This window comes from Cellulosimicrobium sp. BMG9.23, from assembly GCF_059159985.1.
Genome location: NZ_JBZGBZ010000001.1, coordinates 310,504 through 323,918 on the forward strand (window position 1 = coordinate 310,504; position 13,415 = coordinate 323,918).

The window sequence follows — 13,415 nt, forward strand, 5'->3', positions numbered from 1 at the left end:
AGCAGTTCCGCACAACCATCAACCTGTAGGCAACCGCAACGCCCCGTGGATGTAGGATCCTTCGGTCGACATTCGCAAACGTTCGGCACATCTACCCAAGTCCCAGGAGGACCCCAGTGGCTAAGGCCAAGTTCGAGCGGACCAAGCCGCACGTCAACATCGGCACCATCGGTCATGTCGACCACGGTAAGACGACGCTGACGGCGGCGATCTCGAAGACGCTCGCGGACACGTACCCGGACCTGCCGGCGAACGTCCAGCGCAACTTCGACGAGATCGACGCGGCTCCCGAGGAGAAGCAGCGCGGTATCACGATCAACATCGCGCACATCGAGTACGAGACGCCGAAGCGCCACTACGCGCACGTCGACGCCCCGGGTCACGCCGACTACATCAAGAACATGATCACCGGTGCCGCCCAGATGGACGGTGCGATCCTGGTCGTCGCCGCGACCGACGGCCCGATGGCCCAGACGCGTGAGCACGTCCTGCTCGCCCGCCAGGTCGGCGTGCCCTACCTGCTCGTGGCGCTCAACAAGTCCGACATGGTCGACGACGAGGAGATCCTCGAGCTCGTCGAGATGGAGGTGCGTGAGCTCCTCTCCGGTCAGGGCTACGACGGCGACGACGCTCCCGTCGTGCGCGTCTCCGGCCTCAAGGCCCTCGAGGGCGACGCCGAGTGGACCGCCAAGATCGTCGAGCTCATGGAGGCCGTCGACGAGAACGTGCCCGAGCCCGTCCGCGAGCTCGACAAGCCGTTCCTCATGCCCGTCGAGGACGTCTTCACGATCACCGGTCGTGGCACGGTCGTCACCGGCAAGGTGGAGCGCGGCACGCTCGACGTGAACTCGGACGTCGAGATCGTCGGCATCCGCTCCCCCCAGAAGACCACGGTCACGGGCATCGAGACGTTCCACAAGCAGATGGACCAGGCTCAGGCCGGCGACAACACCGGTCTGCTCCTGCGCGGCATCAAGCGCGAGGACGTCGAGCGCGGCCAGGTCGTCGTGAAGCCGGGCTCGATCACCCCGCACACGGACTTCGAGGCGCAGGTCTACATCCTGGGCAAGGACGAGGGTGGGCGTCACAACCCGTTCTACTCGAACTACCGTCCGCAGTTCTACTTCCGCACCACCGACGTCACCGGCGTCATCACGCTGCCCGAGGGCACCGAGATGGTCATGCCCGGCGACAACACCGAGATGACGGTCGCGCTGATCCAGCCGATCGCCATGGAGGAGGGCCTCGGCTTCGCCATCCGTGAGGGTGGCCGCACCGTGGGCTCGGGCCGCGTCACCAAGATCCTCAAGTGATCTGACGCTGCCCCTCGGCAGCATCGCCACGAGGGCCCGGCACCGCGAGGTGCCGGGCCCTCGTGCCGTGCCGGCGGGGGAGGGCAGCGCCACGGGCAGTGTCACGGGCAGTGTCACGGGCAGCGTCACAGCAGTGCCCGCCCACCCCGGTTTGGACGTAGGCGGGTTCGTGTGGCAAACTGTTCAGGTTGCCTGCAACGGGCGCGCTCTTTCACGTGTCGAACAGTGTGTTGAACCGGTCCTCGCACAGCGAGGACGGATCCCGGGTGGAATCAGCCCGGATTCGCGGGTTGAGCTCTCTGTCGACATGGATCGAGCACCCCGCGGAACACACGTTCCGACCAGGCTCGACAAACGTTGTGGTCCGATGCTGCGGCGTCGTGCGTGAGCACGGTGCGCGGTGGACTCACATATCCAACGGCCCTGCGCCTCTCGGCGCGTGCGCCCAGGTGCGTCGTGAATACGCGACACGCCCGAGCGCGGGGGTCGGACAGCTAGCGGTTCGAGAGAGAGAGTCAGACGACGCCATGGCGGGACAGAAGATCCGCATCCGGCTCAAGTCCTACGACCACGAGGTCATCGACAGCTCGGCGCGCAAGATCGTCGACACGGTGACGCGCGCTGGTGCAACGGTCGTGGGTCCGGTGCCGCTGCCGACGGAGAAGAACGTCTTCTGCGTCATCCGGTCGCCTCACAAGTACAAGGACAGCCGCGAGCACTTCGAGATGCGCACGCACAAGCGGCTGATCGACATCATCGACCCCACGCCGAAGGCCGTCGACTCGCTCATGCGTCTCGACCTGCCTGCCGACGTGAACATCGAGATCAAGCTCTGAGGCTGGAGGACATCATGACTACCCCCCAGCAGAACACCCGAGCGGTCACGGCCGTGCTCGGGACCAAGCTCGGGATGACCCAGCTCTGGGACGAGGCCGGGCGCCTCGTTCCGGTGACTGTCGTCGCGGTCGGCACGAACGTCGTCACGCAGGTCCGTACCGCTGACGTCGACGGGTATGCCGCCGTGCAGCTGGCCTACGGCCAGATCGACCCCCGCAAGGTGACGAAGCCCCTCAAGGGCCACTTCGAGAAGGCCGGCGTCACGCCGCGCCGTCACGTCGCCGAGATCCGGACGTCCGACGCGGCCGAGTACACGCTCGGCCAGGAGATCACCGCGGAGGCCTTCGAGGCCGGCGCCGTGGTCGACGTCTCCGGGACGACCAAGGGCAAGGGCACCGCCGGTGTGATGAAGCGACACGGCTTCTCCGGCGTCGGCGCCTCCCACGGTGCGCACCGCAACCACCGCAAGGCTGGTTCGATCGGTGGCGCCTCGACCCCGTCGCGCGTCTTCAAGGGACTGCGCATGGCGGGTCGTATGGGCCACGACCGCCAGACCACCCAGAACCTGACCGTGCACGCGGTCGACGCCGAGAAGGGTCTGCTGCTCGTCAAGGGCGCGGTTCCCGGCCCCAAGGGTGGCGTCGTCCTCGTCCGTAGCGCCGCGAAGGGAGCGTGAACAACCGATGGCAACGCAGAACGCGCTGACCGTTGAGGTCCTCGACGCGAGCGGCAAGAAGGCCGGGACCGCCGAGCTCCCCGCCGAGGTGTTCGACGTCGTGACGAACGTCCCGCTGATCCACCAGGTCGTCGTCGCCCAGCGTGCCGCCGCGCGCCAGGGCACCCACGACACCAAGAGCCGCGGCGAGGTCCGCGGTGGTGGTCGCAAGCCCTACAAGCAGAAGGGCACCGGCCGCGCCCGCCAGGGCTCGATCCGCGCGCCGCAGTTCGCGGGAGGTGGCACGGTCCACGGGCCGACGCCGCGCTCCTACGACCAGCGCACCCCGAAGAAGATGAAGGTCGCCGCGCTCCGCGGTGCCCTCTCGGACCGGGCCCGCAACGGCCGCGTCCACGTCGTGACGGGCTTCGGCGTCGACGGTGCTCCGTCGACCAGGACAGCCCTCGCGACGCTCGCGAAGCTCTCCGAGCGCAAGCACGTCCTCGTCGTCACCGAGCGTGGTGACGAGCTGACGGTCAAGTCGCTGCGGAACGTCGAGCAGGTCCACCTCCTGGTGGCCGACCAGCTCAACACCTACGACGTGCTCGTCTCCGACGACGTCGTCTTCACGCAGGGCGCGCTCGACGCGTTCCTGGCCGGCCCGTCCACGGGCCGCTCCGCGAAGGCCGTCGCCACCTCCACCGAGGCGGACGAGACTGCTGCCGAGGAGGCTGCGAAGTGACCACCGTGACCAAGGACCCCCGCGACGTGATCCTCTCGCCCGTCGTCTCCGAGAAGAGCTACGGCCTCCTCGACGAGGGCAAGTACACGTTCGTCGTGGACCCGCGGGCCAACAAGACAGAGATCAAGATCGCCATCGAGCAGATCTTCTCCGTCAAGGTTGCGTCGGTGAACACGATCAACCGCAAGGGCAAGACGCGTCGCACGCGTTTCGGCCTGGGCAAGCGCAAGGACACCAAGCGTGCGATCGTCACCCTCCGTGAGGGCACGATCGACATCTTCGGCTGAGCCGACGAGAGCAGATTGAGGACAGATCCCCATGGGAATCCGTAAGTACAAGCCGACGACGCCCGGCCGCCGCGGCTCGAGCGTCGCCGACTTCGCCGAGATCACGCGCTCGCAGCCGGAGAAGTCTCTGGTCCGCCCGCTCTCCAAGAGCGGCGGTCGCAACAGCTCCGGCCGCATCACCACCCGTCACAAGGGTGGTGGCCACAAGCGCGCGTACCGCGTGATCGACTTCCGTCGTCACGACAAGGACGGCGTGCCCGCGAAGGTCGCTCACATCGAGTACGACCCCAACCGCACGGCGCGCATCGCGCTCCTGCACTACGCGGACGGCGAGAAGCGCTACATCATCGCGCCGAGCAAGCTCAAGCAGGGCGACGTCATCGAGAACGGCGCCGGTGCGGACATCAAGCCCGGCAACAACCTGCCGCTGCGCAACATCCCGACCGGTACGGTCATCCACGCCATCGAGCTCAAGCCCGGTGGCGGCGCGAAGATCGCCCGTTCGGCCGGCGCGTCGGTCCAGCTCGTCGCCAAGGACGGCCCGTACGCGCAGCTGCGCATGCCCTCCGGCGAGATCCGCAACGTCGACCTGCGCTGCCGCGCGACGGTCGGCGAGGTGGGCAACGCCGAGCAGTCGAACATCAACTGGGGCAAGGCCGGCCGCATGCGCTGGAAGGGCAAGCGCCCGACCGTCCGCGGTGTCGCGATGAACCCGATCGACCACCCGCACGGTGGTGGTGAGGGCAAGACCTCCGGTGGACGCCACCCGGTGAGCCCCTGGGGCCAGCCGGAGGGTCGTACCCGCCGCCCGAACAAGCCGAGCGACAAGCTGATCGTGCGTCGTCGACGTACCGGCAAGAAGCGCTGATAGGAGCCTGGAAACATGCCTCGTAGCCTGAAGAAGGGCCCCTTCGTCGACGGCCACCTCCAGAAGAAGGTGGACGTGCAGAACGAGAAGGGGACCAAGAACGTCATCAAGACCTGGTCCCGCCGGTCGGTCATCACGCCCGACTTCCTCGGTCACACCTTCGCCGTGCACGACGGTCGCAAGCACACCCCGGTGTTCGTCACCGAGTCGATGGTCGGCCACAAGCTCGGCGAGTTCGCTCCCACGCGGACCTTCCGCGGCCACGTGAAGGACGACAAGAAGGGTCGTCGCCGCTGACCCGCGAGGGTCAGGGTGACGACTGGATTGTCGAATGACGGTCAACACACAAGAAGGCAGGACAGCAATGGAAGCCAAGGCGCAGGCGCGGTTCGTCCGTGTCACGCCCCAGAAGGCCCGGCGCGTCGTGGACCTCATCCGTGGCAAGCAGGCCTCCGAGGCCGTCGCGGTGCTGAAGTTCGCACCGCAGGCGGCGAGCGAGCCCGTCCGCAAGGTCGTGGAGAGCGCGATCGCCAACGCCCGGGTGAAGGCGGACCGTGCGAGCGTCGCGTTCGACGAGCAGGAGCTCGTCGTGCGTGAGGCGTTCGTCGACGAGGGCCCGACCCTCAAGCGATTCCGCCCGCGCGCCCAGGGCCGTGCGAACCGCATCCTCAAGCGCACCAGCCACATCACCGTGGTGATCGCTCCGCGCGAGAACACGAAGGGAAGTGCCCGATAGTGGGACAGAAGGTTCACCCGCACGGGTACCGCCTCGGCATCACCACCGACCACCGGTCGCGCTGGTTCGCCGACAGCACCAAGCCCGGACAGCGGTACCGCGACTACGTCCGCGAGGACGTCCAGATCCGCAAGCTCATGAGCACCGGTCTCGAGCGCGCAGGCATCTCCAAGGTCGAGATCGAGCGCACCCGTGACCGTGTCCGCGTGGACATCCACACGGCGCGCCCGGGCATCGTCATCGGTCGCCGTGGCGCCGAGGCCGACCGCATCCGCGGCGAGCTGGAGAAGCTCACCGGCAAGCAGGTGCAGCTCAACATCCTCGAGGTCAAGAACGCTGAGATCGACTCCCAGCTCGTGGCCCAGGGGATCGCGGAGCAGCTCGCGAGCCGTGTCTCGTTCCGTCGTGCCATGCGCAAGGGCATCCAGTCCGCGCAGCGTGCCGGCGCGAAGGGCATCCGCGTCCAGGTCTCCGGCCGCCTCGGCGGCGCGGAGATGAGCCGGTCGGAGTTCTACCGCGAGGGTCGTGTGCCGCTGCACACGCTGCGCGCGAACATCGACTACGGCTTCTTCGAGGCCCGCACCACGTTCGGCCGTATCGGCGTGAAGGTGTGGATCTACAAGGGCGACATGACCGAGAAGGAGTGGGCCGCCCAGCAGGCGACCGCTGCTCCTCGCCAGGGCCGTGGCGGCCCGCGCGGCGAGCGTGGCGGCGACCGCGGCGCGGACCGCCGTGGTGGGCGTCGTCCCGAGCGTTCGGCCGAGCGGAGCGCAGCTCCCGAGGCGCCGGCCGCCGAGCAGGCCCCGGCCACGGAGCCCGCTCAGCAGGCCCCTGAGACCGGAACGGAGGCCTGAGTCATGCTGATCCCCCGCAGGCTCAAGCACCGCAAGCAGCACCACCCGTCGCGCTCCGGCGCGGCCAAGGGTGGCACGCAGATCTCCTTCGGTGAGTACGGCATCCAGGCTCTCGAGCCGGCGTACGTCACGAACCGTCAGATCGAGGCTGCTCGTATCGCGATGACCCGCCACATCAAGCGTGGCGGAAAGGTCTGGATCAACATCTACCCGGACCGTCCCCTGACCAAGAAGCCCGCCGAGACCCGCATGGGTTCCGGCAAGGGCTCGCCCGAGTGGTGGGTCGCCAACGTCAAGCCCGGCCGCATCGTCTTCGAGCTGGCCGGTGTCCCGGAGCCCCTGGCTCGTGAGGCCATGCGCCGCGCGATCCACAAGCTCCCGATGAAGTGCCGTTTCGTGGTGCGCGAGGGTGGTGGCAACTGATGGCTGTCGGAACGAAGGGGCTCGCCCCCACGGACCTGGATGCCTTCGACGACGAGAAGCTCGTCGCCGAGCTGAAGAAGGCCAAGGAGGAGCTCTTCAACCTCCGTTTCCAGTCGGCCACCGGCCAGCTGGAGAGCCACGGACGCCTCAAGGCCGTCCGTCGCGACATCGCGCGGATCTACACGATCCTGCGTGAGCGCGAGCTCGGTATCCGTACTGCACCGAGCGCCGAGTGAGTGAGGCTGGAATGAGCGAGAACGCAACGAACGCCCCGGTCGAGGAGGCGAGCGCCGAGGAGGCGCGCGCATACCGCAAGACCCGCCGCGGCTACGTCGTCAGCGACAAGATGGACAAGACCGTCGTGGTCGAGGTCGAGGACCGGGTCAAGCACCCGCTCTACGGCAAGGTCATCCGTCGCACGAGCAAGGTCAAGGCGCACGACGAGCAGAACTCTGCCGGCGTCGGCGACCTCGTCCTGATCATGGAGACCCGCCCGCTGTCCGCGACCAAGCGGTGGCGCCTGGTGGAGATCCTCGAGAAGGCCAAGTAGTACCGGCCGTGGCGGGCGGCCAGCGCCGTCCGCCACGACCGATCTCGTGCCGCGCCTCGCGGTGCGGCAACCAGTGAGGACAGGAGCGGCGGGTCCCCCGCCGCGACCTGGCCGGTTCACCCGCGAGGGACCCGGCACTGACAGCTATCCGTTCGGCAAGGCTCGCCCCGACCGCGGTCGCGGTGAGAACCGGCTCGACGACAGGAGTACATGACATGATCCAGCAGGAGTCGCGACTTCGTGTCGCCGACAACACGGGTGCCAAGGAGATTCTCTGCATCCGCGTTCTCGGTGGCTCGGGCCGTCGCTACGCCGGAATCGGCGACACCATCGTCGCAACCGTCAAGGACGCGATCCCGGGCGGCAACGTGAAGAAGGGCGACGTCGTCAAGGCGGTCATCGTCCGGACCGCCAAGGAGCGCCGTCGTCCCGACGGTTCCTACATCAAGTTCGACGAGAACGCGGCCGTGATCCTCAAGAACGACGGCGAGCCGCGCGGTACGCGCATCTTCGGCCCGGTCGGTCGTGAGCTGCGCGACAAGCGCTTCATGAAGATCATCTCGCTGGCTCCGGAGGTGCTCTGACCATGGCGAAGATCAAGAAGGGCGACCTCGTGGTCGTCATCGCGGGCAAGGACCGCGGCAAGCAGGGTCGTGTGCTCGAGGTCCTCAAGGACAGCGACCGTCTGGTCGTCGAGGGCGTGCAGCGCGTCACGAAGCACACCAAGGTCGGCCAGTCGCAGCGCGGCACGCGGACCGGTGGCATCGAGACCGTCGAGGCGCCGATCCACATCAGCAACGTGATGGTCGTCGACCCGGAGACCAAGAAGGGCACCCGCGTCGGGTACCGCACCGAAGAGGTCGAGCGTGACGGCCGCAAGCGGACGGTTCGTGTCCGTGTCGCCAAGCGCTCCGGTAAGGACATCTGATGAGCACCGATATCGCAGCCCCCGAGGTCCCGCGCCTCAAGCAGCGCTACCGCGACGAGATCGTCGCCGGTCTGCGCGAGGAGTTCGGCCACGGCAACGTCAACCAGGTCGCCCGTGTCACGAAGATCGTCGTGAACATGGGTGTCGGTGACGCCGCCAAGGACTCGAAGCTCATCGAGGGCGCCATCCGCGACCTCTCCGCGATCACCGGCCAGAAGCCGCAGGTCACGAAGGCCCGCAAGTCCATCGCGCAGTTCAAGCTGCGCGAGGGCATGCCGATCGGTGCGCACGTCACGCTGCGCGGCGACCGGATGTGGGAGTTCCTCGACCGTCTGCTGTCGATCGCCCTGCCGCGCATCCGCGACTTCCGCGGCCTGTCGCCCAAGCAGTTCGACGGGCACGGCAACTACACGTTCGGCCTCACGGAGCAGTCGATGTTCCACGAGATCGACCAGGACAAGATCGACCGTGTCCGCGGTATGGACATCACGATCGTGACCACGGCGACGACCGACGACGAGGGCCGCTCCCTGCTGCGCCGTCTCGGCATGCCTTTCAAGGAGAACTGACATGGCGAAGAAGGCCCTGGTCAACAAGGCGGCCGCCAAGCCCAAGTTCGCGGTCCGCGCCTACACCCGGTGCCAGAAGTGCGGTCGTCCGCACTCCGTGTACCGCAAGTTCGGCCTGTGCCGCATCTGCGTGCGCGAGATGGCCCACCGTGGTGAGCTTCCGGGCGTCACCAAGAGCAGCTGGTAACAACTACGTCGTAGGTCCTGGCGGGACGCACCGCACGGTGCGCGCCCGCCGGGATACCACGCCGAGGAAGGGCTAGAGCCCAATGACGATGACCGATCCGATCGCAGACATGCTGACGCGTCTGCGGAACGCGAACTCGGCTTACCACGACACGGTCACCATGCCGTTCTCGAAGCTGAAGTCGCACATTGCCGAGATCCTCCAGGCCGAGGGCTACATCGCCGGCTGGAGCGTCGAGGACGCGAAGGTGGGGCAGAGCCTCACCATCCAGCTCAAGTTCGGCCCGAACCGTGAGCGCAGCCTTGCCGGTGTGCGCCGCGTGTCGAAGCCCGGGCTCCGCGTGTACGCGAAGTCCACCAACCTGCCCAAGGTGCTCGGCGGCCTCGGCGTGGCGATCCTGTCCACGTCCTCCGGCCTCCTCACCGACAAGCAGGCCTCCACGAAGGGCGTGGGCGGAGAAGTCCTCGCCTACGTCTGGTAATCCGGAAAGGAGATACGCCATGTCTCGAATCGGCAAGATCCCCGTTCCGGTCCCGGCCGGAGTGGACGTCACCATCAGCGGTGCGCTCGTGACCGTGAAGGGCCCCAAGGGTTCTCTCGAGCACACCGTGCCCACCCCCATCCAGGTCGCCCAGGAGGACGCCACGCTCGTGGTGTCGCGCCCGGACGACGAGCGCGCATCCCGCGCGCTGCACGGCCTCACGCGCACCCTCCTGGCGAACATCGTCGAGGGTGTCACGCAGGGCTACGTCAAGAAGCTCGAGATCGTCGGTACCGGGTACCGCGTGTCCGCGAAGGGATCGGACCTCGAGTTCGCCCTCGGGTTCAGCCACCCGGTCGTCGTGACCCCGCCCGCGGGCATCACGTTCGCCGTCGAGAGCCCCACCAAGTTCTCGGTGTCGGGCATCGACAAGCAGCAGGTCGGCGAGGTCGCTGCGAACATCCGCAAGATCCGCAAGCCCGAGCCGTACAAGGGCAAGGGTGTGCGTTACGCCGGCGAGGTCGTCCGCCGCAAGGTCGGAAAGGCTGGTAAGTAACGATGGCTCTCAAGGTTCTCGGCAAGGGCAAGGCAGTCGCGCGTCAGCGCCGCCACCTGCGCCTGCGCAAGAAGATCAAGGGGACCGACGCTCGTCCGCGCCTCGTGGTCACGCGCTCCACGCGCCACATCACGGCCCAGGTCGTGGACGACACGATCGGTCAGACCCTCGCGTCGGCCTCCTCCCTCGAGGCGGACCTGCGTGCGCTCGACGGCGACAAGAGCGCCAAGGCCCGCAAGGTCGGCGAGCTCGTCGCCGAGCGTGCGAAGGCCAAGGGCGTCGACTCCGTCGTGTTCGACCGCGGTGGCAACAAGTACCACGGTCGGGTCGCTGCGGTCGCCGACGGCGCACGCGAGGGCGGTCTGGCCCTGTGACGACGCCGACCATCCGTACACGGAAGCAAAGGATTCTCTGATGGCTGCAGGGCAGCGCAGCAACACCGGCGCCCCCACGGGTGCCGCCACCGAGTCGAGCGACCAGAACGCCCGCGGGGGCCGCGACAACCGTCGTGACAACCGCCGTGACGGTCGCCGGGGCGACGCAGCCGAGAAGAACGCCTTCGTCGAGCGCGTCGTCACCATCAACCGCGTCTCCAAGGTCGTCAAGGGCGGCCGTCGCTTCAGCTTCACCGCGCTGGTCGTGGTGGGCGACGGCGACGGCACCGTCGGTGTCGGCTACGGCAAGGCGAAGGAGGTGCCCGCGGCGATCGCCAAGGGTGTCGAGGAGGCCAAGAAGAACTTCTTCAAGGTCCCGCGCATCCAGGGCACCATCCCCCACCCCATCCAGGGTGAGGCCGCTGCCGGCGTCGTCTTCCTGCGTCCGGCCGCCCCGGGTACCGGTGTCATCGCCGGTGGTCCGGTGCGCGCCGTGCTGGAGTGCGCCGGTATCCACGACGTCCTGAGCAAGTCGCTCGGCTCGTCGAACGCGATCAACATCGTGCACGCGACCGTCGAGGCGCTGCGCAACCTCGAGCAGCCTGAGGCTGTCGCGGCGCGCCGTGGCCTGCCGCTCGAGCACGTGGCTCCGGCCGCGCTCCTGCGTGCCCGTGCAGCGGGGGTGAACGCCTGATGGCCAGGCTCAAGGTGACCCAGACGAAGTCCGCCATCGGCGGCAAGCAGAACCAGCGCGACACGCTGCGCACTCTGGGCCTCAAGCGGATCGGCGACACCGCCGTGAAGGAGGACCGCCCGGAGATCCGCGGCATGGTCGCGACGGTGGCGCACCTCGTCGCCGTTGAGGAGGTCGAGTGACCATGGCTGAGAAGGCCACCAAGGAGACCGTCGAGGCTCCGAAGAAGAAGGCTCCCGCCAAGAAGGCACCCGCCCAGAAGGCGGAGGCCGCTCCGGCGAAGCAGACCGAGGGTGCCGGCGGCACGCTCAAGATGCACCACCTGCGTCCGGCTCCCGGCGCCAAGAAGGCCAAGACCCGCGTGGGTCGTGGTGAGGCGTCGAAGGGCAAGACGGCGGGCCGCGGTACCAAGGGTACGAAGGCTCGCTACCAGGTGTCCGCAGGGTTCGAGGGCGGGCAGATGCCTCTGCACATGCGCCTCCCGAAGCTGCGCGGGTTCAAGAACCCGTTCCGCACCGAGTACCAGGTCGTGAACCTGGACAAGATCGCCGCGCTGTACCCCGAGGGTGGCTCCGTCACCGTCGAGGACCTCGTGGCGAAGGGCGCGGTCCGCAAGGGCCAGCTCGTGAAGGTGCTCGGCACGGGCGAGATCACCGTCAAGCTCGAGGTCGCGGTCGACGCCCTCTCGGGCGCGGCCCGCGAGAAGATCCTCGCGGCCGGCGGTTCGGTCTCGGAGGACTGACACCACGGACAGGGCCGGTGGCGCGCACGCGCCGTCGGCCCTGTCCGTGTCTCGGGACCGTCTCATGACGGGTCCCGGGAACGGTCGCCGTCCCGTCGGGCAGCGGGGCGCGACTAGACTTCCCGTCGGCCGTCGTCGGTCCCTGACCGACGGCCGGTCGACGCGGTGGACGACCGACCGATCCCGGCCGGACGACACCGACTTGCCGTTCGACGCGGCGCAACGGTTAGGGTGCCTCTTGGCGCCGGTGCCGTGCGTCACACCTCGCCGGGCCTCCCGGCGACACGACATCCCGCCTCGGCGGGCCAGGAGGATAGGTGCTCAGCGCATTCGCCCGGGCTTTCCGGACGCCTGACCTGCGGCGCAAGCTGCTGTTCACGATCGCGATCATGGCGATCTTCCGGGTGGGCTCGTTCATCCCCACGCCGGGCGTGGACTACCCGAACGTGCAGCAGTGCATCGCCGAGTCGCAGAACAACGACCTGCTCGGGCTCATCAACCTCTTCAGCGGCGGCGCACTGCTCCAGCTGTCGATCTTCGCGCTCGGCATCATGCCGTACATCACGGCGAGCATCATCGTGCAGCTCCTGCGCGTGGTGATCCCTCGCTTCGAGGCCCTGCACAAGGAGGGCCAGTCGGGCACCGCGAAGCTCACGCAGTACACGCGCTACCTGACGATCGCTCTCGCGATCCTCCAGTCGACGACCGTCATCACGACGGCGCGCAACGGCCTGCTCTTCCAGGGCTGCTCGGTGGAGGTCATCCCGGACGGCAGCTTCGTCACGATGGCTCTCATGGTCATCACGATGACCGCCGGTACGGGCCTCATCATGTGGCTCGGCGAGCTCATCACCGAGCGCGGTGTCGGCAACGGCATGTCGCTGCTCATCTTCACGTCGATCGCCGCGAGCTTCCCGACCGCCCTCTGGTCGATCGCCGGTGGTGCCAACGGTGCGGTGAACTTCATCGTCGTCATCGCGGTGGTCATCCTCGTGATCGGTCTCGTCGTCTTCGTCGAGCAGTCGCAGCGCCGGGTCCCGGTGCAGTACGCGAAGCGCATGGTCGGCCGGCGGATGTACGGCGGCTCGAGCACGTACATCCCGATCAAGATCAACATGGCGGGCGTCATCCCGGTGATCTTCGCGGCCTCGCTGCTCGCGGTCCCGGGCCTCATCGCGCAGTTCGGCGACCAGACGGCCGGCTGGGTGATCTGGATCAGCACGAACCTGGCCGACCCCGAGGCGCCCCTGCACATCGCGCTGTACGTCGCGATGATCATCTTCTTCTGCTTCTTCTACACGGCGATCACGTTCAACCCGGACGAGGTCGCGGACAACATGAAGAAGTACGGCGGCTTCATCCCCGGCATCCGTGCCGGGCGCCCGACCGCCGAGTACCTCGACTACGTCATCACGCGCATCACGTCCGCGGGATCGATCTACCTCGCGCTCGTCGCCCTCCTGCCGACGCTGGTCCTCATCGCTCTCGGGGTGAGCACGGCCATCCCGTTCGGCGGTGCCTCGATCCTCATCGTGGTCGGCGTCGGCCTGGAGACGGTCAAGCAGATCGACTCCCAGCTGCAGCAGCGCCACTACGAAGGGTTCCTCCGTTGAGCAACG

At 67.8% G+C, this 13,415-nt stretch carries 23 protein-coding genes; all 23 read left to right on the plus strand.

Going from position 1 to position 13,415, the window contains the following annotated elements; translation table 11 throughout:
- Window positions 1-116: 116 nt before the first annotated feature.
- The gene (gene tuf, locus AC4H2G_RS01210) at window positions 117-1,313 is read left to right on the plus strand and encodes an elongation factor Tu (protein ID WP_494363945.1); all 1,197 of its coding nucleotides are present in this window, start codon (window positions 117-119) and stop codon (window positions 1,311-1,313) included.
- Window positions 1,314-1,840: 527 nt separating this feature from the next.
- A complete protein-coding gene (gene rpsJ / locus AC4H2G_RS01215; protein WP_012867945.1) occupies window positions 1,841-2,149 on the plus strand; it encodes a 30S ribosomal protein S10 in 309 nt (102 codons plus the stop codon).
- A 14-nt stretch (window positions 2,150-2,163) separates the two neighbouring features.
- Complete coding sequence (rplC, locus tag AC4H2G_RS01220; protein ID WP_494363946.1) at window positions 2,164-2,826, plus strand: 50S ribosomal protein L3; 663 nt, start codon at window positions 2,164-2,166, stop codon at window positions 2,824-2,826.
- A 7-nt stretch (window positions 2,827-2,833) separates the two neighbouring features.
- On the plus strand, window positions 2,834-3,547 hold the full coding sequence (rplD, locus tag AC4H2G_RS01225) for a 50S ribosomal protein L4 (protein WP_494363947.1): 714 nt from the start codon (window positions 2,834-2,836) through the stop codon (window positions 3,545-3,547).
- Window positions 3,544-3,834, plus strand: a complete 291-nt coding sequence (gene rplW / locus AC4H2G_RS01230) for a 50S ribosomal protein L23 (protein ID WP_251153537.1) — start codon at window positions 3,544-3,546, stop codon at window positions 3,832-3,834. The genes rplD and rplW overlap by 4 nt, the downstream gene beginning before the upstream one ends.
- Before the next feature lie 31 nt (window positions 3,835-3,865).
- Window positions 3,866-4,702, plus strand: coding sequence for a 50S ribosomal protein L2 (gene rplB, locus AC4H2G_RS01235; protein WP_191612722.1), 837 nt, complete (start codon window positions 3,866-3,868; stop codon window positions 4,700-4,702).
- Between the two features lie 15 nt (window positions 4,703-4,717).
- Window positions 4,718-4,999 carry a 30S ribosomal protein S19 gene (gene rpsS, locus AC4H2G_RS01240; RefSeq protein WP_012867940.1) on the plus strand — a complete coding sequence of 94 codons (282 nt, stop codon included), beginning with the start codon at window positions 4,718-4,720 and terminating at the stop codon, window positions 4,997-4,999.
- Between the two features lie 67 nt (window positions 5,000-5,066).
- A complete protein-coding gene (gene rplV, locus AC4H2G_RS01245) occupies window positions 5,067-5,438 on the plus strand; it encodes a 50S ribosomal protein L22 (RefSeq protein WP_251153538.1) in 372 nt (123 codons plus the stop codon).
- Entirely contained in the window at window positions 5,438-6,292 is an 855-nt protein-coding gene (rpsC, locus tag AC4H2G_RS01250; RefSeq protein ID WP_494363948.1) for a 30S ribosomal protein S3, read from the plus strand. The genes rplV and rpsC overlap by 1 nt, the downstream gene beginning before the upstream one ends.
- Window positions 6,293-6,295: 3 nt before the next feature.
- Window positions 6,296-6,715, plus strand: a complete 420-nt coding sequence (rplP, locus tag AC4H2G_RS01255) for a 50S ribosomal protein L16 (RefSeq protein WP_069386374.1) — start codon at window positions 6,296-6,298, stop codon at window positions 6,713-6,715.
- On the plus strand, window positions 6,715-6,951 hold the full coding sequence (rpmC, locus tag AC4H2G_RS01260) for a 50S ribosomal protein L29 (RefSeq protein WP_069386375.1): 237 nt from the start codon (window positions 6,715-6,717) through the stop codon (window positions 6,949-6,951). Before rplP ends, rpmC begins: the two co-directional genes overlap by 1 nt.
- Before the next feature lie 11 nt (window positions 6,952-6,962).
- Window positions 6,963-7,265: a 30S ribosomal protein S17 gene (gene rpsQ / locus AC4H2G_RS01265; RefSeq protein ID WP_251153540.1), complete on the plus strand. Its 303-nt coding sequence runs from the start codon at window positions 6,963-6,965 to the stop codon at window positions 7,263-7,265.
- Window positions 7,266-7,480: 215 nt separating this feature from the next.
- Window positions 7,481-7,849 (plus strand): 50S ribosomal protein L14, encoded by a 369-nt coding sequence (gene rplN / locus AC4H2G_RS01270; RefSeq protein ID WP_079572436.1) that lies wholly within the window; start codon window positions 7,481-7,483, stop codon window positions 7,847-7,849.
- Between the two features lie 2 nt (window positions 7,850-7,851).
- A complete protein-coding gene (gene rplX / locus AC4H2G_RS01275; protein WP_251153541.1) occupies window positions 7,852-8,193 on the plus strand; it encodes a 50S ribosomal protein L24 in 342 nt (113 codons plus the stop codon).
- Window positions 8,193-8,762, plus strand: coding sequence for a 50S ribosomal protein L5 (gene rplE / locus AC4H2G_RS01280; RefSeq protein ID WP_251153542.1), 570 nt, complete (start codon window positions 8,193-8,195; stop codon window positions 8,760-8,762). The genes rplX and rplE overlap by 1 nt, the downstream gene beginning before the upstream one ends.
- Before the next feature lies 1 nt (window position 8,763).
- A complete protein-coding gene (locus tag AC4H2G_RS01285; protein ID WP_012867931.1) occupies window positions 8,764-8,949 on the plus strand; it encodes a type Z 30S ribosomal protein S14 in 186 nt (61 codons plus the stop codon).
- A gap of 82 nt (window positions 8,950-9,031) precedes the next feature.
- Window positions 9,032-9,430, plus strand: coding sequence for a 30S ribosomal protein S8 (gene rpsH / locus AC4H2G_RS01290; RefSeq protein ID WP_494363949.1), 399 nt, complete (start codon window positions 9,032-9,034; stop codon window positions 9,428-9,430).
- Between the two features lie 19 nt (window positions 9,431-9,449).
- Window positions 9,450-9,986, plus strand: coding sequence for a 50S ribosomal protein L6 (gene rplF, locus AC4H2G_RS01295; RefSeq protein ID WP_494363950.1), 537 nt, complete (start codon window positions 9,450-9,452; stop codon window positions 9,984-9,986).
- Between the two features lie 2 nt (window positions 9,987-9,988).
- Window positions 9,989-10,360 carry a 50S ribosomal protein L18 gene (gene rplR / locus AC4H2G_RS01300; protein ID WP_251153545.1) on the plus strand — a complete coding sequence of 124 codons (372 nt, stop codon included), beginning with the start codon at window positions 9,989-9,991 and terminating at the stop codon, window positions 10,358-10,360.
- A gap of 40 nt (window positions 10,361-10,400) precedes the next feature.
- Entirely contained in the window at window positions 10,401-11,054 is a 654-nt protein-coding gene (rpsE, locus tag AC4H2G_RS01305) for a 30S ribosomal protein S5 (protein ID WP_494363951.1), read from the plus strand.
- Window positions 11,054-11,236: a 50S ribosomal protein L30 gene (gene rpmD / locus AC4H2G_RS01310; protein ID WP_030151924.1), complete on the plus strand. Its 183-nt coding sequence runs from the start codon at window positions 11,054-11,056 to the stop codon at window positions 11,234-11,236. Before rpsE ends, rpmD begins: the two co-directional genes overlap by 1 nt.
- Window positions 11,237-11,238: 2 nt before the next feature.
- On the plus strand, window positions 11,239-11,796 hold the full coding sequence (gene rplO / locus AC4H2G_RS01315; protein WP_494363952.1) for a 50S ribosomal protein L15: 558 nt from the start codon (window positions 11,239-11,241) through the stop codon (window positions 11,794-11,796).
- Between the two features lie 317 nt (window positions 11,797-12,113).
- Window positions 12,114-13,409 carry a preprotein translocase subunit SecY gene (gene secY, locus AC4H2G_RS01320; RefSeq protein ID WP_494363953.1) on the plus strand — a complete coding sequence of 432 codons (1,296 nt, stop codon included), beginning with the start codon at window positions 12,114-12,116 and terminating at the stop codon, window positions 13,407-13,409.
- Window positions 13,410-13,415: the final 6 nt, after the last annotated feature.